Here is a 21,182-nt window from a genome sequence, read left to right as displayed (position 1 = left end):
GGCAAGACCAAGCGCATTCATCTGATCCAGTGTTGGATGTGTCAGCATCTGATGTCCTCTTCATTGGTAGTAGGTTTTGCCGCGGATATTGCCGTGCGGCGGCGCCGGCTTCACAGCCTCGCTCATGGCCGGAGCCTGATCGAGACCAGATCTGAGAATGTTGGCGACAGACGAATAGCTCAGTGCGTTGATGACCAGCGCTCGCTCGCAAGCCAGTTCCAGCCGATCGGATTCGTAACGACGCGCCAGGGAAAGAACGCCTTGGGCAGATCGGTAGCCTTGCTCAGGATGCCGGCGGTCGCATAACAGACGTTCGATAAAAATCGCCGTGTTGGTTCCGACCTTTGCTGCTTCCCTGCGCAATGTGTGGGGTGTCGTGTTTGCGTAGCGCTGGTGAGCCTTGGGCATATGTTCGTTGACGGTAATGTGGCCCGAGCGCTGCGAGCTTCGGATGTGGCTGGCGACACGCTTGTGGTCAAAGAAGATCTCGACTGCCCGATACGTCAGCCTGATATCGACCCGTCTGCCGATGAGAGCGTGCGGCACGGAAACGTCTTGTCGACCTCGACATGGTAATCGGGATGGGACCTTGGCGACCTTCCATTCCGCATACTCAAACGGCGTTGACGGCAGCGGCTTGAGCTGGTCGCGCTCGACTTCATCGAACAAAGCACGCCGCGATTTGCCATATCGGCGCATCGTCCGGGTGTTGAGGTCTCGATCAAAGCGCTGATGCGGATATTAAACGCGCCTCGCCTGGCGCAGCCGATCGGCGGTCGACGCAAAATGGTAACAAGAAGAACCTCACTTTTGCACAATCCACGCCGTCACCGAGACAAGTTCGTGTTCGGTTGGCGCCCGCGGCAAGGAACTCCCGGCGTCGAGCATGTCCGCGAAGATTTCCAGCAGGGAACCATCGATGTCGCGGCCGGAAAGCGATAGCTGGAATACCAGTTGCTTGTCAGGATCGGTCCTGCCGAATGGAACGGCAGAACCGATGAAGTGGCCGGCGGCGGTTCGAAAGCGGATTTCCGCGCCGAGCGGCAACGGGCCGGTGATGATATTGAGCCCCACGGTCTCGTCCGGCCGCGGCGCCCGCGGCAGGTTGATCACAATTTTGCGTTGTTGATCGGCCATCTCCGCTTAAATCCCGCAGCAGGCGCGCTGCCGTTATCCTTCGTTGCCATTGCAAAAACACCACGAGCGTGTTTGCGGCCAACGGCATGACCAAAACCGTGGGTTCCTGGGCCTAGAGCCGCTCAGAACGACCCAACCTGAATGTCGGTCAGCCTTGCCTCCGCCGGCATGCTGCCTTCGATACGTTTGCCCGCTTGCGCTACCACAACGTTGAAGTCGATCGGTTCGCCCGCTTTGAGCCTACCATCGTCGATCAGCCTATCGAGCGCCTTGTCGATCGGTATGGTGAAGCTGACCGTGTCGGTATGATGATGACGAACACCGAAGAACTCGAAACTGCCGGCGAAATCCGGTCCGTCCGGGTTGAGATCAGGCGTCGTTCCCTCGGGGGAAATGAAAACGAGGAAATTCAGGCCGCCAACGTCCATGGGCGGCGCGATGCTGACCTTAGCGAATTGACGCGACTGTTCCGAAGGCTTCGCGGCAACATCCACGAGCTCCTGCGAAACGGTGAGCTTGGCAGTCGCCGGTTTGTTTATGGCCACGGCCGCGGACGCAGGCACGGCTGCTTCCAATGCCGGAATGGGGGCCGAGCGGCCGGCGGTTGCAACCGGGATCACCTCGTCGCCGCTGCCGGGCTCATAATCATAGTCAAAGGCGCCGATTGCGAGATAGTCGGCCGCCCTAGTCTTATCGCTGACCGGGCTACCGTCAGCGTCGACATAAAAGAGATAGGGTTCCGGATCGTACTGCGTCTGTTGGTCAGCCGTTGGCCCGACGGGCAGGCCCATCGCCTGCTGCTTGCGGGTCCAGACATCCCACAGCCGATCGATGTTGCAATGATGCAGAAAGAAGATCGGGTCGAGCGGTGACAGGTTCTGTGACATCAGCCCATAGGGAGCGCTCTGGCCGCCGACGCTCATATGGACGCGGTTATGCGGCTGGCCTTCAAGAATGGAGAAGCCGACCGGTGCCACCTGGTGGCTGGACGATACCGGACTGTTGAAAGCGAGACCCGGAGCGCCCGCGTCGTTGGCGAAGGTTGTTGGCGCCAGCGATGCCTTGATGGTGTCGATGTCGACTGCGGTTTGGGTGGCGGGATTGAGTTTCGGATTCTGCGCCGTCAGGAAGCGGGCGTTCGGCTGGTTGGCGAAGCTCGCCATTGCGTCGCTCCATAGCGCATCAAAATCCGGATAGCCGCGCAGGTTCTGCTGCTGCAATTGGGCGGAGCTGAGACTGTCCCAATAGGCCTTGATCGGCTCCTGCATGATGTCCTGGAAGCGGTTGTGGTCGGGAATGTAGGCGGAGCTGTTGACGGGATCGAGAATCGTGCCGAACAGCGGCGGCAGAACCTCGGGATTGGCCGTCCAGTCCCAATATGGGAGGGCGAAATCCGGATTGCCGCTCAGTTCGCGGCAAGTCTCTTCGAAATAGCCAAGATAGCCGCGGTGCCAGCTGGTGAACCACCAGTCGCCATGGGGGCAGTCCATCAGGTGGATGAAGCCATTGCGGTACCAGTTGCGCGGATCCGAAGGCGGAAGCTTCAGCATCGCGGTCACGGCATCCATATAAGTTTGCAAGTCCTTCTGCCCATCGGCGCTGGTCATGTTCTTGCGCCTATGCTTGGTCGCCGCCCGCAGAATGCTTGGTGCGAAAAGGGCTGTACCGGCGGCAGCGGTTGCGCCTTTGACGAAAGAGCGGCGTGAAACCGTCAGAAATCGCGTGCGTGTCATCGAGATTATCCCCTGAACAGGTGTTAGACAGAATGTCTTGCAGCTACGGCAAGGGGTGGAACATCACTGCCGCACGGCATACCAAGAGGCGACGTAGCCGGCCGCAGCAGTCCCGTGCGAATGCGGGACGTCGCGGACGACGCTGCCGACAATGGCATCTCTCTGGTCGACGCCGTTCGGCCAGTTCGGCACGACGTAGCCGCGATAACTGTAGATCCAGGTCTCTCCGGCCACCTCGCCTTTTCCGGTAAATTGCAGTTCGACCGGGTCGCCCGGCTGCACGGCGCCGGTCAATTCTAACGACCAGCCCGGCCCGCCGATGGTTCCGCCAACCCTGCCCGGCTCCAACTCGGTTAGCACCAGCGTTCCCTGACCAAATTCCAGGGCACTGAAATCGGTCGACAGGTCGGGATTGTTGATCAGGCTCCGATAACTCCAAGTGCCGACGAAGCTCATATGTCCTCCCAAAAGGCGATCAGCTATCTAGTGATGGCCGGTAACGGTGCCGCCATGGCCGTCCGGCAGGGTGATCCTGACGTTCTGCATCATCCCCTGGTCCTCATGATCGAGAATGTGGCAATGCAAGACGAACTCGCCGATGTAGCGCTGGTAGCCAATATGTAGGTTGGTGGGTTACTCACAGTCCGGGCCTCTTGAGCAACAGCCGATAGCACATCGGCGGCCGAATGAACGCTCGCCACACCGAAGAACGCAATTTTGTGAGATACAAACAATCAAACCTCCCAAACTGCAAGAGCGAGACAGCGGGCATTGTCTATAACGTTAGTGATACACGCACGGGGCCTCAGCTTGAGGTCTGAAGATCACTTCATCTCCGTATGTTTATAGAAGGAAGTTGTCCGATCCCATCTTCTCACCAATGAGAAGGCTACCCATGAGAACCATGAGCGTCATCCGACGGTTACAGGTACATTACTTTTCAGCCTCGCAAACTATATAGCGCAAAGCGGTGTCTCGCACACCCCTGTAAAACCACTGATTGCGCCGGGTCCGTGCTTACAATGCTTTCGGGTGCAAAATCCGGTAGCCAGAAGTTTCGAAAATTCTTGAGAAGTCCCCGGCTCCCGTTCCGCCCCCTGAAGGCGACGGCCTTGTAGCTATGCTGACTGAAGCAGAAAAGCAGAGGGACGCAGTCCTCGCCCGCGCTACTCATGTCGCTTTGGGTAAACGCGGTAACGGTTTACGACGGCAAAATGGGGGTCCATGAAGACCCCGGAACAGATAGGATTTGCCCGAATTGTTGCGGGTCCGTTCGGACGCGCCCACGGCGTCTCCCTGCTGCCGGTGCCGCTGTTCGGGATACGCCGGCATCGCAAGGACCGCGTGGTCGCAAAAGTCGCCGCCCTCATGCATGAGCTGGGCGAAATATTGTGCGAGACGTCCATTCCGAACCGGTCTCCGTATTTATCGAGCGCCGCTTAGCACGGACGCGAGGTTGCTCTCGTTCACACGTCCTGAGCGATGATGACGCTCATTCGTTTCTCCTGATAGTCCTTGAGGGGTTGCTTTGTTAGCGGGTTAAGCCGCACTGGCGCATGGCGGCCGGGCACTGTTCAAATTTAAACCGACGTCGGTCACTTTGCCCCCCTCGCAGGTGGCCGGGAGGCTCGTCACCGGCCCGCGGCCCTTGACGGGTCTCGCCATTGATCCCACATCAATGGAAATGAGGGCTTGGACTTGGACGACAGCAAAGCGGAAATCGCGGGCCCAATCGAGCTGGTTGCTGACCTCTCAGAAATCGCGGCACAGTGCGCCGCTTCGAATCTTCTGGACTTTGCGGCACAGCTTGCCGGCCTCGCCGAGGACCTCAAGGCTCTAGCCGCAAGGCCGATTGAGCCCGTACCGACATTGACCGGCCGACGATCAGCCGAAGCAGGCTTCTCCAGCATCACTTTGAAAATCGAACCATCAAGACAGTAACGCGCAACAAGGGCCGCATACGAAAACGACCGCTGCGAGAGCTGCAGTCCATTCTAATGTTTTGACCCGCTCGGGAGGACGCATCGCGCTCCTCCTCGGTGCCTCCTGAAAATGAAGCATTCCGCGACAAAGATGGTTGTCCATAGCGGCATCGCCGCGCTGGGAGGCACGGTTTTATCCATCTATCCATCTGGTTTATTCCCTTTTTAAGGTGAATGTTGAAGTGAGGTGAGATAGGAGCACATCAAGGCTTCGGATCGGAGCCGGCATGTGAACGAAGGACTGAAGCCATATGCGGAGAAGCCAAGCGGACAAGGACGCCGACGCGGCGCTGGGAACCGACATTTGTCGATTTCGGGAGATCAGTGGGATCTCGCTGAAGGAACTGGGCGATGCGATCGGCGTCACGTTTCAGCAGGTACGGAAGTACGAGAGCGGCAAGGATCGGATTTCATCGAAAAAGCTCGTCGAAACCGCCAGAACGATTGGTTGTGATCTCAACAGTCTTTATGCGGGTATCGGAATTGACGACGCAACATTGGCGTTCCTGGATCACAGTAGGGCCGCTCTGAAACTAGCCGCCAATTTTGATGGAATCGCCTCATCAGAAGAGCGTGCTGCAATCGCGCTGCTGCTGGCCGGGTCGCCACCCAAGAAGAATAAGCCTCAATTTAGGCGTTGGGCCATTGGAACGCCGGCAGCTCGGCCATGAACGCTTCGACGCTGGGCTGCGCTCGCTCGCCGGCGAGCACCTTCACCAGCTCGGCCGTAGAATAGGCCCGCACCGCCGAGCGCCATCCGAAGAGTGCCTCGCCCTCGGCCAGAACTGCGGTCGGATCGCCGCACCAAGCGAGGGCTCGTGCTTCTGGCCGGCCTCTGCAAGTATGGCGATGATAACGGCCTCGTCCGGTTCTCTAACCGGGTTCCGTTCCTCCGCGTCTGACTTGACGCGCGATCTGCTATTGCGGTTTAGCGCAAAGCGCGGGGGCACTGAGTCAGACACTAGCGGAGCCGCGATATAGAGCTACCGCTGAAACTACATGGAGAAGTGCAATGCTGAATCCTAACCCCGATAAAATGAAGGGAAGGCCTGAACCGGTCGATGTACATGTCGGCCGTCGAATTCGGATGCGCCGGATATGGATGCAGGTCACACTGACGGCCCTTGCGGACGCCATCGGAGTGACGTTTCAGCAGGTACAAAAATACGAGAAAGGAACCAACCGCGTTGGAGCAAGCCGTCTCCAACAGATTGCAGACGCGCTGGTTGCGCCAGTTTCCTATTTCTTCGAAGATATGCCCGGCGCAGCGCCGGTCGGCGGCGACAACCGCAGTGGCCAGAAGAAGCTGCAACCAGAAATCATAGAGTTTGCGTCGAGCGATGTGGGTCTTGCGCTTATTCGCGCCTTCTCCCAGATCACCGACAAAAGGGTGCGGGACCGGATCCTCGGCCTAGTGAAAGCACTAGCAAAACAGGATCCGGCATAGGCGCGGTATTGAACGCTCCGGGGACAGAAAGAGCAGTCCATCAGTATCCACCCCGGCTGCACCAGGGTTGGCTTTGACCGCTTTGTAGGATTCGTACACCTGCCGCTTCTCAATTCGAAACGGCTTGTCTGTCGCACCTATCGAAATCTCCTGTTTCCAGTTGTTCCAAACAATACGACCACCTGACCCGGCCCCCTTTGCTCCGCCCCCATTCACAGGGCCCTCAACGCTGATACGGGGCGGTCCGCCCCAGTCTCCTGCATCGCTCTCGCCTTGCGGGTTGCTCGCGCTTGAGCTTCTCCCTTTGCAATCAGGAGCAGCCTGGTTCCTGCAGTTCCGCGTGAAAGCCTATATCCGACTCACGCCCCCCTCTACGCCGGTCGCCGCCCGCCCAGTCATCAGGTTTCCCGCGGACTTGTCCCAGGATGACGAAACAGTCCTGGTTTCGACGACGCTTGTATTCTTAACGGCGCGTCTTCGGAGGGTTCACTATCGTTCGTCTTTCGAACATGCACCTGCTCGGATCTCGACCGAACTTTTCATCCGACGCTCACCACCACGGCTCTTTACCGCAGCAGCTCGGACTTGTTTGAGACCTGCTCCTGAAAGCCGATCCCGGAGGGTCGTCCCCCATCATTCACGCAGCTTTACGGTACGGATTCAGTCAGCTGAACTCCTTCGCTGCCTCTGCAGCACATTTGTGGACGCCGCGGTGATGGTTCAAGAGAAAGTCGCGTCTGGTGCGACCCGCGCTGGCCATGAGCTCCGCGGCGCCCGCGTCGATTGCCCGACCATGACAACTGCACGCTTTACTGGCTGTGTGTGGGTGCTCTGAGCATCCATTTTAAGTCCGATCAGCGTGGCGCCGGCCCCGCGAGAACCAGCCATACCACCGTAAAGTTGCCCCGCCCGCTCTGCGTTAGATACGCACCTCGTTCCAAAAAGATACAAGTACTTTAGAAATCAGCATTGCACTGGCAGCGCTATTGACCGATACAGCCGTGCTATAGCATCTGAGGCGGGGAAACGAGCAACATTAACGTGCGGCCCGGAATTGAGGCGAGCCCAGACTGACTGCAGAACGGCACGCCTATCCGGGGCGGTGCGGATTGGCGGCAAGGTGCTGCGCGAAGCGCTTACCTCTGGACCAACGAGAGTTTCGGCAATGAGTGAGTTCAATGCAGTTTTTAGTTTGCCTTTGATGGAGGCCGACGAGCTCAGTTCCTTCTATGAGAATACCAATCTTATCGGCTGTTCCGCAGCACTCGGGCGAAAATATCAGATCGCCGCATCGTCGCAGGCGACCATCGGGAGTGTATATCCGGAGCTCTTGGGTTCTCACCATAAGCTGGTCGTGGAATCGGTGCTTGTCACCGGTTTTCCGCGAAGCATCGTGATCCCCCCTGCTCGGAAGCTGTTTATCTGCCGCATCAAATCTGGCCTCCTCGGGATCTTCGAGACGGGGGAAGTCGCAGTTTCCCCGTTCTCCCTAGCACTCGAGGGCGACGAACGCGTTCTCCTTCGCCACCAGGCGCTGCATGACGTGTTGACCGGGTTACCTAATCGCCGGCAATTTAGCGACGACTTGGACGCCCGTTTTCCAGTCGAGGGCGTGGAAAGAATTGCGCTGATGCAAATCGATCTCGACGACTTCAAACCCGTCAACGATACGCTCGGGCATGCTGCCGGTGACCTCGTACTTCAGGGTACCGCCGAGCGACTTCAGGCCGTGCTTGGCGAAGGAGACATCGCTTATCGGCTTGCCGGTGATGAATTTGCCGTCATCCAGCGTAGTAGCTCGTCGATGGAGGCCGAACGTCTCGCCGAGTCGATCGTGAATGCTTTCAAAGAGCCGTTCACCGTCGAAGGCATCGATGTGTTCGTCGGAGCGAGCGTCGGGATCGCGATCGCGCTCGAGGACGGAAACGATGGCGAGCAACTGATGAAGGCTGCGGACATCGCTCTTTATGCCGCCAAGAACGATGGGCGCGGGCGAGCCAGAAGCTTCAATCGCTCGATGCTCATCATGTTGGAACAGCGCGAGATGCTAAGGCGTAGTCTGCGTGTCGCCCTGCAGGAACGGCAATTCTTCCTCGAATACCAACCGCTCATAGAAACCGATGCGATCGTTGGCTTCGAAGCCCTGCTGCGGTGGCAGCACCCCTATGCTGGGATCGTGCCGCCGGCCGTGTTCATTCCCTTGGCGGAAGCAGACGGCCTGATGGGAGAGATCGGCGAATGGGTGCTAGAGCAAGCCTGCCGACAAGCGGTGAATTGGCCCGAGCACTTCACAGTTGCGGTCAATCTCTCGCCGGCCGAATTCCTCCGCAAAGGGCTTACCGACCGTGTCGCCAACACCCTTGATTCTGCGGGTCTGTCCCCAGAACGCCTGGAGTTGGAAATCACCGAGTCGGTATTGCTCGAGCGCACCGCCAACAACCTCGACACCCTCCATACGTTGGAGGTGATGGGTATCCGCATCTCGCTCGATGACTTCGGGACGCAATATTCGTCCTTGGCGTACCTAAAGAACTTCCCGTTCGACACGATCAAGATCGACCGTTACTTCATCAAGGACGTCGAGACCTACGAGAAAAGCCAGGCGATCGTCCGCGCGATCGTCGCACTTGCGCACGGATTGGGAATGCGGGTCACAGCGGAAGGTGTCGAGAGACCGCAGCTCAGGCGGCGTGGCTCCGCAAGCTAAGGTGCGACCGCTTGCAGGGAAATTTGTTGGGCGCAGCCATGCCCCCCGATTCGATAAGAAATTTCCTGCGACAATCATCAATGACAAGTTAATGGTCGACTCTGGAAGAATTTTAGCTGCTGGCGGCACTGTCGTTCCCAGTTTCGATGGTACCAAATGCTATCAAACCAATTCGGAAATATATGAACAGCATCGATCGAACCTCTGTTCTGGGTGCTGGGCTGTTGCTGGCCCTAGGGTGCATGCCTTTGCCCGTCGCTGCTCAATCGGATCCCAGCAGGGAGACCGCCACAACGGGATGGGCCACCCAGAATGGCAGCACCCGAGGCGGAGCACATGCGGCTGCAAGCGCTGTGTTCACGGTGAAAAACGCCCGAGAATTGAAAAACGCCCTGACGACTCGCGCCGCCAGGGTGGGCGGATCGTCCGCGTCACCGGGTTGATCGACGTCAGCGAGGGGCGGACGTCCGCAGAGATGGAATCACGGGCAAGAATTCCAAATTCCGCCTGGACAACCTTGATTGGGGTCGGAAGAAGGGCGGAACTTCAAGAGGCATATGTGATCGTAAACTCGAACGACGTAATCATTCGAAATCTAAGGATCGAAAACCCTTGGGATCCACAACCCGCCTGTAACCCGAATGATGGAGAAAACGGGAACTCGAATTCGCGATTTGATGCTGTGACGATCGATGGGGCCTGGAACGTTTGGGTCGATCATGTCACCTTCACCGACGGCCGCCGGACAGACGACCAAAACGGAATGCAAAACGGCAGGCCCAAGCAGCACCACGATGGCGCGCTCGACGTGCGAAACGCAGCGAACTTCGTAACCATCTCGTACTCGATATTCCGCGACTATGAGAAGAACAATTTGATCGGCTCAAGCGACGGCGCCGACGGTGAGGACAGTGGTCGGCTCAAGGTTACGATTCACAATACTCTTTTCCAGAACATTTCCGCGCGGGCGCGCCGCGCGTCCGCTTCGGCCAAGTGCATCTCTACAACAACTTCAAGCGACGACAATAAGCGTGTACTACTACTAATCGATCCGTCCAGTAAGCGCCCTGAACAGGAAGCGGCGATCATCACCGCCACTGCGAGCGATGGGACAATTGACAATCGCTTTTATGAGTATCTTCGAGGCCGAGATCTATTGCTCGTCTCGTCCGAAAGGGAATGAATATGGAAAGACGTGAATTCATCAAACGTTTGGCCTTGCTTGCTGCTTGTCCGCTTTGCGCCAAGACCGCTTATGCAGCCGAAGCCGAACATTGGAGCTATGAAGGCGAAGCGGGTCCCGAGCACTGGGGGTCTTTGAACAACGAGAACAGTGCCTGTTCGGCCGGTTCGCAGCAGTCGCCGCTGGACATCAGGGGTGCGATCAAGGCCGATATCCCAGGCTTGGCGTTAAACTGGAAAAGTGGCGGCGCGATCCTCAACAATGGGCACACGATCCAGGTGAAAGCGGCGCCCGGCGGCACGCTCCGCCGCGGCGACAAGCCTTATGAGCTGGTGCAGTACCATTCCACGCCCCGAGCGAACATCTGGTCGAGGGCCATCGCTTCCCGATGGAGGTCCATTTTGTCCATAAACACGCCGAAACGGGTGCACTCGGCGTGCTGGGCGTTTTCTTTGTGCCAGGCGCCGCCAATGCGACCTTCGCCAGCTTGGCGGCGACTTTCCCTCAAAAGACCGGCGAGCAGACCGCACTCCCTAATGTCGACCCGAGCGGTTTGCTGCCGACGTCACTCAAGTATTGGGCCTATGAAGGGTCTCTCACCACACCACCCTGCAGCGAGATCGTCGACTGGATGGTAGCGCAGGAACCGATAGAGGTGGACGCGGCCGATATCGATAGGTTCACTGCGCTCTATTCAATGAATGCGCGTCCAGCCCTCGTTGCAAATCGCCGCTATATCCTGAGCTCTTAGCTGACGCGAGAAGAGTTCGCAGCCTCTCGACCGCTCCCCTGTTTAGTCTCGAACTGGTCTTCCTCGGCGCCAATCTGTTGAAGGTTCACCACGGGGGGCTACGCGCCCAGCGCTGCAAGAACACGCCGCAATGCCTTCTCATTAACGAAGGCGTCAACGCGAACGCGAACACTTTCGATGACGCCAGGGCGCTCGTCCACTGTCGGGCCCTTTGGCCGGCAACACCGATTTGGGCCGCGCCGAACTCGCCACCGGGGCGGCCGCCGCAGAGGGGCGACCGGTATCGTCGTCGCAGTCCCTTCGTCATCGCCTCGTCCAAACACACCCATCGGAATGAAGTCCAAAGCGGGTTGCGGCAGAAGCACAAGGGAATCGGCCTGTGACCCAGCTGTCCGGCCTCAGCTGCCCGTATCCAACGGAAAAGCAAGTTGCTGTTGACCCCGCGCCGGCGCGCCACCTCCGCTGCCGAGTTGCCGGGAAGCGGCGCTGCTTGAACAATTCGCCATTTGTCTTCCAGCGACCAGTTTCGTCGACCGCGCTTCGCGGCTTCGCTCATTCCCGACATCAAATACCGCCATAGTGTCCACTCAGCAGTTGGTGGACACTATCCCACTCCACGGTAGCGCCGGTAGGCGGTCATCACGCCACGCTTACCGTTCTACACGGTTTGGCTCGAGAGGTCGGAACTGTAAACTGCTCGGGTGATCGCAGTTCCGGGTGATACATTATGCGATCTTCTTGGCCGAAAAGGTGAACATCACAGCAACAAGCCGTGCAAGGCTCGCGGGAGCACGATCCCGTCCACCCCTAAGGCGGCGTCCACGCTTAAGTCTGTGAACGGCAGCACTGCGCCCGCATTTTGGCCGCTCAGTTTGGGATCACCGTCGCCTGAAAAGCTGGCATTCATTTGAAGCGCGCGAACACCGCCGGCAACACCTCAATCGGGGAGCAGTCGGACACACTCCTGAATGACGTACTCAGGGATGCTTTCAAACTTGTGGGGATTGAGCTGCATCACGTACTCGTTTTCGATGTGATAGGACTCGTTGATGAATTTCCTGACCACGTCATCATCATGTTCGTCACTGATGATGCGGAATAGCTGGATCTTCTCGTACCCTACATTGGTGGCGTGGAATTTGGCTTTGATGGCTCCGGTATCGGTAACCTCCGCCACAAGCGCGTCATAGTCGAAACCAGGAATATAGCTGGCTCGGATGATTTCCTCTGTCGACGTCTTTTCTTCAGCGGTCATGTCCCGGACTGCGCCGCCCCACTTGATCGTAGGAACAGCCCTTCCTTTGAACAGACTGGCAAGCAGGTTATACTCCTCCCCCATATCGTTCTGCAGCTCGAAGTGCCGCCTGAGATAGATCGCCTTGCAAATGCTATCGCCCAGCGCTGCGATGTTGTCGGTGCAAATCCTCGCGAAGGTCTGTAGATCGTCTCGTGCGATGGGCACTTCTTTGATGACGCCCGCCCGGGACGACAGGAAGTAGGCTGATGGCGCCGCTCCCTGGAACACCGCACTTGTGCTCTTTATAACGTCGATCGCTGGTTCAAGATCGTGGGTCAGCATCAGCGTGGTCCGGCCGCGAAGGCTCGCCTTACCTCGGAAGAGTTCATGAAGGATGGCAAATTTCTTGTTCTTATCGAACGAGGAGATCGGATCGTCCAGAACCACGAGATCCGGCTTCTCACTCAGCACCTGATACATGAACAACACTAAGAGGCTGCCTCAAAAAGAATTGAGTGATTTCAGCCAGTTGTGATTCCGTCGGATTTGCAAAGATTCGATGGAGATCACGATGGCCTGGACTGAAACCACCCGGCGCAATTATGTCCGGCGGACGAGCGGATATGCAAGCGATGTCACGGATCGCGAATGGGATTTTGTTGCACCGTTCATGCCTGCGCCACGGCGTCTGGGTCGTCCGCGCAAGACTGATTTGCGCGATGTTTTAAACGCCCTTCTCTATATCGCTTCGACAGGCTGCCAGTGGCGGATGCTGCCGAAGGACTTTCCGCCCTGTTCGACGGTGCAGCGATATTTCTATGAATGGCGGGCAATGGGTCTTTGGCCACGGATCAACCATCACCTCGTCATGGAGGCGCGGGAATTGGAGGGGAAAGAAGCCTCGCCGACAGCGGGCGCGATCGACAGCCAAAGCGTTAAAACGACGGAAAGCGGCGGTATCCGTGGCTTTGATGCAGGCAAGAAGATTAAGGGCCGCAAGCGCCACATCATTGTCGACACGCTCGGGCTGATGGTCGGCCTCATGGTGCACAGCGCCGATATTCAGGATCGCGACGGCGCTCCCGATCTCCTGAAATCCATCAAAAACCGGTGGCCGTGGTTGCTTCATGTCTTCGCTGATGGCGGCTATGCGGGCGACAAGCTCAAAAAGCGGCTGCAGAAAATCGGGAAATGGACACTCGAAATCATCAAACGTTCCGACAAGGCCAAGGGTTTTGAAATCCTGCCGCGCCGCTGGGTCGTCGAGCGGACCTTCGCCTGGCTGGGTCGATGCCGCAGACTGGCCAAGGACTTCGAAAAATCCGTCGCTTCAGCAGAAGCGTGGATCACCATCGCTCACATCCGCATGCTCACCAGACGCCTTGCAAGATATGGATATCGTTGAAACCTTTTCGAGTCCGACTCTAAGGCGAAGGCGTTCTTCTCGCCGTAGCTGAGGTGCCGTGTCGCAGCTTCGATGTGGTTGCTGAGGTCTTGGTGGACCAGCTTCATCTTGTATGATTCCGGCTCCGGCACAATCTCAACGGCGTACTTGTAACCCGCGGACCTCAGGAAGCCGTTTATGCTGTCCTGATTTTCGTCGATCGCCTTTCTGATCCTGCTCTTGTGCCGGTTTATCTTTCCTTTCAGATTGCCAACTTTAGCGATGAGGGCATCGAGCTGCTGGTTGATCGGGTCGACGGTTTTTCTGGTTTCGTCCGAATCCAGCTTGTCCATCATCCCCAGATCGATCTTGAGCGGCGTTAGCCGGTCACCCACCTCTTCGACATCGCGGAGCGAAAAGAAAGAAAGGGTGCGCAGTCCTTCGAGCTTCTCGATAAGAGCATCGATTTCAGCTTTGAGGCCCGTTAGGAAACTGTGTTCCTGTGCTGTCAGCTCAATCTTCGCCTTTGTGACCTTCTCCAGATTCTCGCGGCACTTCTCACTGAAATAGGCGCCAAGACGCTCAATGATGGCCCGGAGTGTATTCAGGTGTCCGACGGCACTTGCGTCGTACTCCTTCTCAACGGCAAGAGCGGTATCCTTTTTGCCTGCTTCGGACAATACACTGGAACAGTAGGGGCAGTTGTCCCCCAGCTGCAGGAACTCGTTGCCCTTCACCTGCCAAGCAATCCACTTCGCGGGCTCCTGGCTCTTGATAAAAGTCTCGAAGGGCTTCAGCGCCTCCGGAATGTTCTCAAGCTTGTTTCCGGATCCAAATGCCTTGTGCATTTTGCTGGACTTGGGAATGGCACCACCCTTGCCGGGCTTGCCAAAGGCGTCCCTCAGCTCTTTCAGGTCGGTGGTAACCTGTGCGATATCCGCACTGTCGGCGAAGGCCTTCCGGATGCCCGACAGCAGCTCGTCGATTTCCGCCATTTCGGCGAGGTACTCCGGGGTCCTGATGAAGATGTCGAAGCTGTTCTTGACCACCTCGTCCTTTTGGAAGACGAATTGCTGCACATAAGCATCATCAAAGACCACCGCCGATTTTAAGTGATCCGCGCCATCCACCTTCGGCGCCCCGGCGCCGTCCTTGCCGCGGCACTTGAAGGGTAACAGCTCATCGAGAGATCCGTCGGCACGGATTTGGCTGATGATGGCTCTTGCAAGTGTGCTCTTTCCAACCCCATTTGGTCCGTACTTGATGTTGAGTGAGCCCTCGGCGATGGCAATCTCTGCTCGATCGATGCTGTTGCAGTTGAAAATTGATACCGTGAATTCTGCCATGGATCCCCCTATGCCTTATGCCTTCGCAGGATTGGCAGGTTTACTCAGAAGAGTAAACTCGCTCAGAACCTGACAGGCGGATAACTGCAAGGTGACAGCGGGCGATAAGCAGGGCCGAGCAATAAGACCTGCGTCAGCTTTCCTTGGCTAGCTGCGACAAGCGGTCTGACAGCTTTCCCCAGGGCCGCCTGCCAGCACTGCACCTCTCATGCCAAACGGGCTGAATCCGAGCCGTCGTTTGCCGCGTTGCGTCTTTCCAGCTGGGCGATACGATCAGTTAGTTGCTGTCGGTATTTTTCGCCGGTTGTTAGACCCAGGGCCTCTTTCGTTGCCGACAAAGCCAGTTCGATGTTCCCCGAGGCCTCGTGACACTGGCCCACGAGGTCGGAATACGAGCCCAACCTATTCGTTGCCCTAGTGTCTTTCGACGCCAGATCAAGTGCTGCCCGAGCACTCTCACGAGCCTTTTCTGGTCGGTTCGCCGCCAACTCTGCCTTAGCCTGCTGATAAAGCACCCAATGGTCTTTTTCACTGTCCGGCATTTTGGCGAGTGCGGTAATGGCGGCTTCCGCCTTTCCCGCACCAACGTAGGTTTTAGCGACCACCCGCAACTTGAAGCACGTCATTCCATCAGTTTGGCTCAGAGCCTCGGCGAAAGCGCACGCTGTTTCATTCAGTCGGGCTGCCAAATCCCGCTTGCCCACTGCGGCTGCGGCTGTGGCGACGTTGGCGAGAGCCTCACACGCGTTGGGCCACTGCCGTTCGTCGACGGCGTCGGGGTAGATAGCTAGCATATCGGGAAAAATTTCGGCAATCGCTACTGCATGCTCGCCGAACTGATATGAGAACAGGCTCGTGAATGCCAAAAAGCCTTCGTAAAACTGCTGGAACCCGGCCAAGGCCGCCATCGCCACAACATCGGCCAGGTGCTTTACCAAAGCTGCTTGGTCCTGAACCTCTCTGCTCAGGGAAGAATAGGATCGTAGTTTGCTCAAGGCGGCCAAGGAGACGCGTAGCGGCACTGAATCCACATCGGCCAAGACTTGGCCGATCAGGTGTCTGATCGCGCTTTCTCCTTCCATCTTCACCGCCTCGGTGGCTCCTCGCTGGGTTCCAGCATGCGCAATCTGACCGTGCGCCGCATGCCAGCCCGGTCGTTCGCGAAGAACGGCCCTGAAGCAGTCGAGAGCGTCGTCGAGTTGATCGCTCCGCCGCAGCGCCTTGCCCTGGTGGTGGCGAAGCTCAACCCGCATATCGGCATTACCGGTTTTCGCGGCAATCTTGCCGTATTCCTCCGCGCATTCCGAGTAGTAAGCTGTCCGCTGCATTCCGGGCAGGGTGTACGAATGCGCCTCCCTAAGGTCTATGACGCACAGAAGCTCAGCGATAGACATGTTCACCCGTATGGGCCGCGAATGCGATCCCGGTGCCAGACCAAGCCGGTCCCCGCTTTCCAGCTGCAACAGCGCGTAAGTCAACCAATCCAATGGTGACTCTGCCCGAGCCCGATGGGCGGCCAGCAATTGCCCGGCCGACAGATGGATCTGCCTGAGCACGCTCGGTACCATTTCACCGCGATACCGCTCAACGTACTGCACCACTTCCGCTGCAAGTTCTGTCCCGTCGGGCTCCCCGGTGCGCACAGCGCTGCAAATGAGGTCGTGAACCGTCAGCGCGGACGACACCTCTGTGCGGGTGACGATCGCCAACCTTTGCAACGAAAAACGTGCGTTCGCTCCGATGAATTTGGTTAGGAACTTTGAGTCGAAGGTGGTGCAGCCGCTGTTTGCTATTTTGACCAACGCCTTGCGGTTCTGATCGGTGAGACGCTGGAGGATCCTCTCCATGACCGATCGGCCGTCGGGCTGATGGGCAACGTCGGGTATGGTCAGGACCTCGCGGTAGAGCTCCCCCTTGTCGACGCCGTCCGTCTTGGCGACTTCCCGTGTGACTGCCAGGATGAGAGGGCAGAAACGGCAGGCTTCGACGAATTCGCGGGTGTCATCCTCTGCCGCGCTCCGGTTCTCCCCAAGTATCGCGTAGGCGACTTCGCTTGATAGAAGCGGCACCGGCAGATGGATATTACTATTCGGTTCGCCGACTTGGGACGTGACGAGTACACATCCGCCCAAGGCAAATCCTTGCTCAAGCTCGGCGAACGTTTCGGCGGTAACTGGGCGGGAAAGATCGTCCACAACCAGCAGCGTCCTGGTGGAATTGAATACACCCGCGACGTTGATGTCGACGCCGCCGCGCGACCGTTTGATGGCGGTCAGCGGGACGTTTTCTCCCCAGTCATCGCCGGCAACCCACAAGTAGTTGCCATATGCTGCCCCCTCGGAATGGACGAAGTCGATCGCGGCTTGTGTCTTTCCCGAACCGCTGAGCCCATGCAGCACGCAAACCGGTCTTCCTGATGCAAAATGGCCGCGGATCGCCTCGCGGAATAGGGGCTCGGATTGGTGGTTAGCGCATACCGGCGGAGTCAATCCGTAATATTCGTAGTTGTCCAAGTTCTGTGAGAAGTCAGGTAGGTAAAAGCGAAAGAATTCTGCTGCCTGCGGCCTGTCACGCGAATATTCAAATATCTTCTCGGCCAACTGCCGGGAGTCCAAGAACACCGTCTTGTCCGAGTGCTTGGCGGCCAAATCGGTCTTGTTGAATTTCCCACGAAATGACGGAGGCTCCTCAGCGCTTGACACAAGATAGATCTTGGCAGGTGTAATGCTCCCCGCCTTGTCGATCGCATGGGAAATGTCGTTCTCGATCTTAGTGAACTTGTTCTCGTTCTTGCCGCCAGAGGCGTCCTCGAAATAGTCCTGGCCGGTGCTGTACTCACCGACGATCGTGAAGTCCTGTGAGAAGGTGTCAACAGTGTAACCAACCGGTCTGTGATCTTTGTTCAGGCCATGATGCACCAAGCCCTTGGACTCGATCAATTCAATGACCTTGTGGCCCATAAGCTCGAACGATGCCGCATCAAGATCCGCGATCTCTTCGATGAGATCGCGGATGACCCTCTTCTTAATGAACTCCGACAACCCGCCTCCAAATCTCTTCAGTTCTTCAAATGGACGCTGTTGGCGCAACGATCCGATCTCTGTTCACCTAGATGGTCGGTTTCGCGCTAGAGCACAAGCGCATTTCTGTCCGACACGGCACGCCTGCGGAATGTCCGCTTCAGCCTAATGTGCTCCGAAAGCCGACTGATAGCTTCCGGCCCCAGAGCCGACTTTCATCTCTCGCCTTGAATGGATCAGAACCCGCGACCCCTAAAGCGCCGAGCGCTTCAATCTAACGGATTGGGCAGCCTCGATGTTGGCGCCTTATGGTTCCGGATGGAATAGCCCTTGCCACGCAATGGCTTGTCGCAATTTCCCTATTTCCCTCTCGATCGAGACGTTAAAAATAAGAACAAAGAGTAGACAGAAATTTATCTGTATAGGATAGGTAACCAACAAGAGAGCGAACCAATGAGTGCATGATTCGGGAGCCAGACGTGACTTTCGTTACCCACAGCGACCCTATCGACACTCCCGTTCTCCGCAAGGAGAGAGGCGCTTTTTTCACACCCGCAGAGATTACCCGTTTCATTTCCAAATGGGCCATTCGCGCTCCTAACGATCGCGTACTCGAGCCTTCGGCGGGCGACGCCGCATTCCTGGTTTCCGCCGTCGATCGCCTCCGTGAACTCGCTCTACGCAGGAGCAGCCCCCCGACGGTCCACGGCGTGGAAATACACGCCCACAGCGCAGACGTAGCCCGCAAGCGGGTCTCGGATGCCGGGGGCAAGGCTGATATCCAGCTATCCGACTTCTTTTCCGTCGAGCCCCACCCGGAGTTCGACGTTGTCATCGGGAATCCTCCCTATATTCGATACCAGGATTTTACCGGGGAAGCTCGCGCGCGTGCGCGCGCGGCGGCCATCAGGGGTGGCATCTCACTGACCGGGCTCGCATCGAGTTGGGCTGCATTCACCGTGCACTCGGCGTTGTTCCTTCAGCCCGGCGGCCGCCTGGCCTTCGTCCTTCCCGCCGAACTGCTTTCGGTGAACTACGCCGCTCCCGTTCGCAAGTTCCTGTTTAGTCGATTCCGAGACGTGCAGCTCGTATTGTTCGACGAGCAAGTGTTCCCTGAGGCGGAAGCGGATGTCGTGCTTCTTCTTGCGGATGGGTACCTTGAGGGGCCGACTGATCACGCAACCGTTCGCCAGACGAAGAACGCAGCGACGCTCGACACGCTCGGTCCTGGACAGACGTGGACACCGGCCGACCCGGCGGCCAAGTGGACTAGCAGTCTCATCGACGTCGAGGCGGTGCATCTTTTGCAGTCCCTATGCGAAACGGGCCTCTACACAAACCTGGAGAGTTGGGGCGACACGACGCTCGGGATGGTAACCGGGAACAACAGATACTTCACGCTGTCCCCCCAGCGCGTAGCCGAGCTTGGACTTCGCCCCGACGAGCTCCTCAGCGTGTCACCGCCAGGAAGTTCCCATTTGCGAGGCCTCTCGCTTTCGAGTGCCCAGTTGAGGAAGCTTGGCGAGGGCGGTAACGCGATTCACCTTTTCTATCCAACCGACCCGCCTTCCAAAGCTGCGGCAGCATATATTGCCGATGGCCACAGGACAGGCGTCGACACCGCCTATAAATGCCGGGTTCGCAAGACCTGGTATCGGGTGCCACTTGTTCCGCCCGCGGACCTTCTGCTGACATGCATGAACGCGGACACGCCCCGGATCACGGAAAACGCGGCCAGGGCCCGTCACCTCAATTCGGTGCATGGGATTTACCTGAACGAGGCATATAGGGCGCTGGGCCGCGCGCTCCTCCCTGTCGCCAGCTTGAACTCGATTACCTTGCTGCATGCCGAAATGGTTGGCCGCGCCTATGGAGGCGGGATCCTGAAAATCGAGCCAAAGGAAGCCGACGTTTGGGCCATGCCTTCCCCGACCCTGGTTGCGTCTCGCGCCGATAAGCTTCGCAACCTCAAGCGAAGCGTTGCGAAGCTCCTGGACAAGGGGAGGCTGCTCGACGCCGTCAACATCGTTGACCAGGTGCTGCTGGGCGATGGCGAAGTTTCGGCGACGCAGATGGCAGCTGTGCGAAATGCTCGCTCGGAACTGGCGAACCGTCGTAATTTGAGGGCAGCAAGTGGCCGCTAAACCAAGTTCGAAAGCAGAAGCGTGGGAAATCTTTGATCACATCGTCGAAGCTGCCGCACCTGGCGGAGAACACAGCAATCCATGGGTTCTTGGATCGGACGGCCAGCCGACCTTCCGTCCCGACTACGACACCCTTGCGCTTCTGCTCGGCGTCCCGCTCCACCTGAAAGTCGGAACTCAGACGGGAGTTCCTGCACTCGCCCTGGATGTCTGGCTCAGCTATGAACTTCGCAGGGCTGGTTTCGGCGCGGACCAAGTCTGGCCAAGACCGTCAAGCCCACGCGTTCTTCCTGCGCCTGTCGCGGCATTCGTCAAGTCACTTCCCACGGCGATTCGAGCCAAGGCGCAATCCCATTTGATATCGAACACGTCCATTCCGAGCGTTACCTCCTCTTCGGCTTCGATTCTCGGCAAAAACTACCTGAAACAGGTAGATGTCATCATCACCGATTGGGTGACCGGCCCGGAATTGTTGATTTCGACGAAGCGAATGGATTCTTCCTATGGAAAAAATGCGCCGAACCGCATCGAGGAGTCTTATGGCGACGCCAAGAATCTTCGCCTGCGCCACCCGCTGGCGGCCCTGGGGTTCTTGTTCGGCCTGCGCTCGGACATCCTGGAGAAGGAGCCCAAGACGGCAGAGTGGTTGTTCGACCTTTTGTCCAAGCTTGGCCGCGAGGACGACGCGTATCACTCCACATGCCTGGTGTTGATGGAATATTCAACTGATCAAATACTACCGGCAGTCGACGAGGAAGAACCCAGCGACGGCATATTGGAGCCCGGCCCGCAGCCGATAACGGATCGAGACGAGAGTGAGATCGCGCACCTTGCGGAAAGCACGGTCGAGAGTATCGTCAGGGCCCTGCCTAGGGTATCGATCCTCGAAGAGCGTACGCCAGATGACCTCTCACCGGCCCGTTTTCTCACGTCGCTGGTCACCCGCGTTCTCGCAGCGACGCCCGTCAACATGCACGAGGAGGCGAGACGACGGCGTGGTTCTGTTCTGGCAAAGAAATAGAATTCTGGGTCGACTCTCAAAGATGCGCATCGGATACCTGCATTTTGACCGACGGCGAACAGGGTCACATCGCCCTGTCAGCCGGGCTTC

15 protein-coding genes and 6 pseudogenes are annotated in these 21,182 nt (G+C 57.8%); 10 read left to right on the top strand and 11 right to left on the bottom strand.

The window, feature by feature from the left end:
- Positions 1–60: 60 nt before the first annotated feature.
- The 6 genes and pseudogenes from JOH52_RS32825 to JOH52_RS36715 all read right to left on the bottom strand — a co-directional run.
- A complete protein-coding gene (locus JOH52_RS32825; protein ID WP_373865781.1) occupies positions 61–669 on the bottom strand; it encodes a Mu transposase domain-containing protein in 609 nt (202 codons plus the stop codon).
- Positions 670–804: 135 nt separating this feature from the next.
- Positions 805–1,137, bottom strand: a complete 333-nt coding sequence (locus tag JOH52_RS32820) for a hypothetical protein (RefSeq protein ID WP_014530957.1) — start codon at positions 1,135–1,137, stop codon at positions 805–807.
- A gap of 122 nt (positions 1,138–1,259) precedes the next feature.
- Positions 1,260–2,870 (bottom strand): tyrosinase family protein, encoded by a 1,611-nt coding sequence (locus tag JOH52_RS32815; protein ID WP_088194135.1) that lies wholly within the window; start codon positions 2,868–2,870, stop codon positions 1,260–1,262.
- Between the two features lie 63 nt (positions 2,871–2,933).
- A complete protein-coding gene (locus JOH52_RS32810; protein ID WP_014528052.1) occupies positions 2,934–3,326 on the bottom strand; it encodes a hypothetical protein in 393 nt (130 codons plus the stop codon).
- A 27-nt stretch (positions 3,327–3,353) separates the two neighbouring features.
- Positions 3,354–3,482 (bottom strand): annotated as a pseudogene (locus JOH52_RS32805) (multicopper oxidase domain-containing protein); the annotation flags it as partial.
- Between the two features lie 554 nt (positions 3,483–4,036).
- A pseudogene (locus tag JOH52_RS36715) lies at positions 4,037–4,220 on the bottom strand (cytochrome P450); the annotation flags it as partial.
- A gap of 342 nt (positions 4,221–4,562) precedes the next feature.
- Here JOH52_RS36715 and JOH52_RS32795 point away from each other — a divergent pair.
- Entirely contained in the window at positions 4,563–4,811 is a 249-nt protein-coding gene (locus JOH52_RS32795) for a hypothetical protein (protein WP_017275891.1), read from the top strand.
- A gap of 292 nt (positions 4,812–5,103) precedes the next feature.
- Positions 5,104–5,523: a helix-turn-helix domain-containing protein gene (locus tag JOH52_RS32790; RefSeq protein ID WP_014530951.1), complete on the top strand. Its 420-nt coding sequence runs from the start codon at positions 5,104–5,106 to the stop codon at positions 5,521–5,523.
- On the opposite strand, the pseudogene JOH52_RS36710 reads toward JOH52_RS32790, so the two are convergent.
- A pseudogene (locus JOH52_RS36710) lies at positions 5,483–5,668 on the bottom strand (hypothetical protein); the annotation flags it as partial. The gene JOH52_RS32790 and the pseudogene JOH52_RS36710 overlap by 41 nt on opposite strands.
- A 196-nt stretch (positions 5,669–5,864) precedes the next feature.
- On the opposite strand from JOH52_RS36710, the gene JOH52_RS32785 reads away from it, so the two are divergent.
- The 5 genes and pseudogenes from JOH52_RS32785 (at position 5,865) to JOH52_RS32770 (ending at position 10,940) form a co-directional block, all read left to right on the top strand.
- A complete protein-coding gene (locus tag JOH52_RS32785) occupies positions 5,865–6,299 on the top strand; it encodes a helix-turn-helix domain-containing protein (RefSeq protein WP_014530949.1) in 435 nt (144 codons plus the stop codon).
- Positions 6,300–7,464: 1,165 nt separating this feature from the next.
- Positions 7,465–9,098, top strand: a pseudogene (locus tag JOH52_RS32780) (putative bifunctional diguanylate cyclase/phosphodiesterase).
- A gap of 54 nt (positions 9,099–9,152) precedes the next feature.
- Positions 9,153–9,353, top strand: a pseudogene (locus tag JOH52_RS36840) (hypothetical protein); the annotation flags it as partial.
- Positions 9,305–10,189, top strand: a complete 885-nt coding sequence (locus JOH52_RS32775; RefSeq protein WP_234705655.1) for a pectate lyase family protein — start codon at positions 9,305–9,307, stop codon at positions 10,187–10,189. The pseudogene JOH52_RS36840 and the gene JOH52_RS32775, both read left to right, overlap by 49 nt.
- 2 nt (positions 10,190–10,191) lie before the next feature.
- Positions 10,192–10,940 (top strand): annotated as a pseudogene (locus tag JOH52_RS32770) (carbonic anhydrase).
- A gap of 85 nt (positions 10,941–11,025) precedes the next feature.
- On the opposite strand, the gene JOH52_RS36705 reads toward JOH52_RS32770, so the two are convergent.
- Positions 11,026–11,496, bottom strand: coding sequence for a transposase (locus JOH52_RS36705; protein WP_162145869.1), 471 nt, complete (start codon positions 11,494–11,496; stop codon positions 11,026–11,028).
- Between the two features lie 381 nt (positions 11,497–11,877).
- Positions 11,878–12,657, bottom strand: a complete 780-nt coding sequence (locus tag JOH52_RS32760; protein WP_234896654.1) for a P-loop NTPase family protein — start codon at positions 12,655–12,657, stop codon at positions 11,878–11,880.
- A 91-nt stretch (positions 12,658–12,748) separates the two neighbouring features.
- Between JOH52_RS32760 and JOH52_RS32755 the strand changes: the two genes are divergently transcribed.
- Positions 12,749–13,582, top strand: a complete 834-nt coding sequence (locus tag JOH52_RS32755; RefSeq protein WP_013851057.1) for an IS5-like element ISRm4-1 family transposase — start codon at positions 12,749–12,751, stop codon at positions 13,580–13,582.
- Here the strand turns inward: JOH52_RS32755 and JOH52_RS32750 are convergent.
- The gene (locus JOH52_RS32750; protein ID WP_234896701.1) at positions 13,534–14,907 is read right to left on the bottom strand and encodes an RNA helicase domain-containing protein; all 1,374 of its coding nucleotides are present in this window, start codon (positions 14,905–14,907) and stop codon (positions 13,534–13,536) included. The two genes, JOH52_RS32755 and JOH52_RS32750, sit on opposite strands and share 49 nt — an antisense overlap.
- A 206-nt stretch (positions 14,908–15,113) precedes the next feature.
- A complete protein-coding gene (locus JOH52_RS32745; protein ID WP_017266206.1) occupies positions 15,114–17,948 on the bottom strand; it encodes a tetratricopeptide repeat protein in 2,835 nt (944 codons plus the stop codon).
- Between the two features lie 458 nt (positions 17,949–18,406).
- Between JOH52_RS32745 and JOH52_RS32740 the strand changes: the two genes are divergently transcribed.
- Positions 18,407–20,071, top strand: a complete 1,665-nt coding sequence (locus JOH52_RS32740; protein WP_026030471.1) for an HsdM family class I SAM-dependent methyltransferase — start codon at positions 18,407–18,409, stop codon at positions 20,069–20,071.
- Positions 20,061–21,092, top strand: a complete 1,032-nt coding sequence (locus JOH52_RS32735; RefSeq protein ID WP_017266204.1) for a hypothetical protein — start codon at positions 20,061–20,063, stop codon at positions 21,090–21,092. Before JOH52_RS32740 ends, JOH52_RS32735 begins: the two co-directional genes overlap by 11 nt.
- Positions 21,093–21,182 lie beyond the last annotated feature (90 nt).

The organism is Sinorhizobium meliloti (assembly GCF_017876815.1).
In the GTDB taxonomy this organism is placed as follows: domain Bacteria; phylum Pseudomonadota; class Alphaproteobacteria; order Rhizobiales; family Rhizobiaceae; genus Sinorhizobium; species Sinorhizobium meliloti.
Note: the sequence above shows the minus strand (reverse complement) of the source record. Positions and strands in the feature narration are given on the sequence as shown.

Coding starts and splice junctions, on each gene's coding strand:
- JOH52_RS32820 (WP_014530957.1), bottom strand. CDS start 1,137: ATGGCCGATCAACAACGCAAAATTGTGATCAACCTGCCGCGGGCGCCG.
- JOH52_RS32815 (WP_088194135.1), bottom strand. CDS start 2,870: ATGACACGCACGCGATTTCTGACGGTTTCACGCCGCTCTTTCGTCAAA.
- JOH52_RS32810 (WP_014528052.1), bottom strand. CDS start 3,326: ATGAGCTTCGTCGGCACTTGGAGTTATCGGAGCCTGATCAACAATCCC.
- JOH52_RS32790 (WP_014530951.1), top strand. CDS start 5,104: ATGCGGAGAAGCCAAGCGGACAAGGACGCCGACGCGGCGCTGGGAACC.
- JOH52_RS32785 (WP_014530949.1), top strand. CDS start 5,865: ATGCTGAATCCTAACCCCGATAAAATGAAGGGAAGGCCTGAACCGGTC.
- JOH52_RS32775 (WP_234705655.1), top strand. CDS start 9,305: ATGGGCCACCCAGAATGGCAGCACCCGAGGCGGAGCACATGCGGCTGC.
- JOH52_RS36705 (WP_162145869.1), bottom strand. CDS start 11,496: ATGAGCGAAGCCGCGAAGCGCGGTCGACGAAACTGGTCGCTGGAAGAC.
- JOH52_RS32760 (WP_234896654.1), bottom strand. CDS start 12,657: ATGTATCAGGTGCTGAGTGAGAAGCCGGATCTCGTGGTTCTGGACGAT.
- JOH52_RS32755 (WP_013851057.1), top strand. CDS start 12,749: ATGGCCTGGACTGAAACCACCCGGCGCAATTATGTCCGGCGGACGAGC.
- JOH52_RS32750 (WP_234896701.1), bottom strand. CDS start 14,907: ATGGCAGAATTCACGGTATCAATTTTCAACTGCAACAGCATCGATCGA.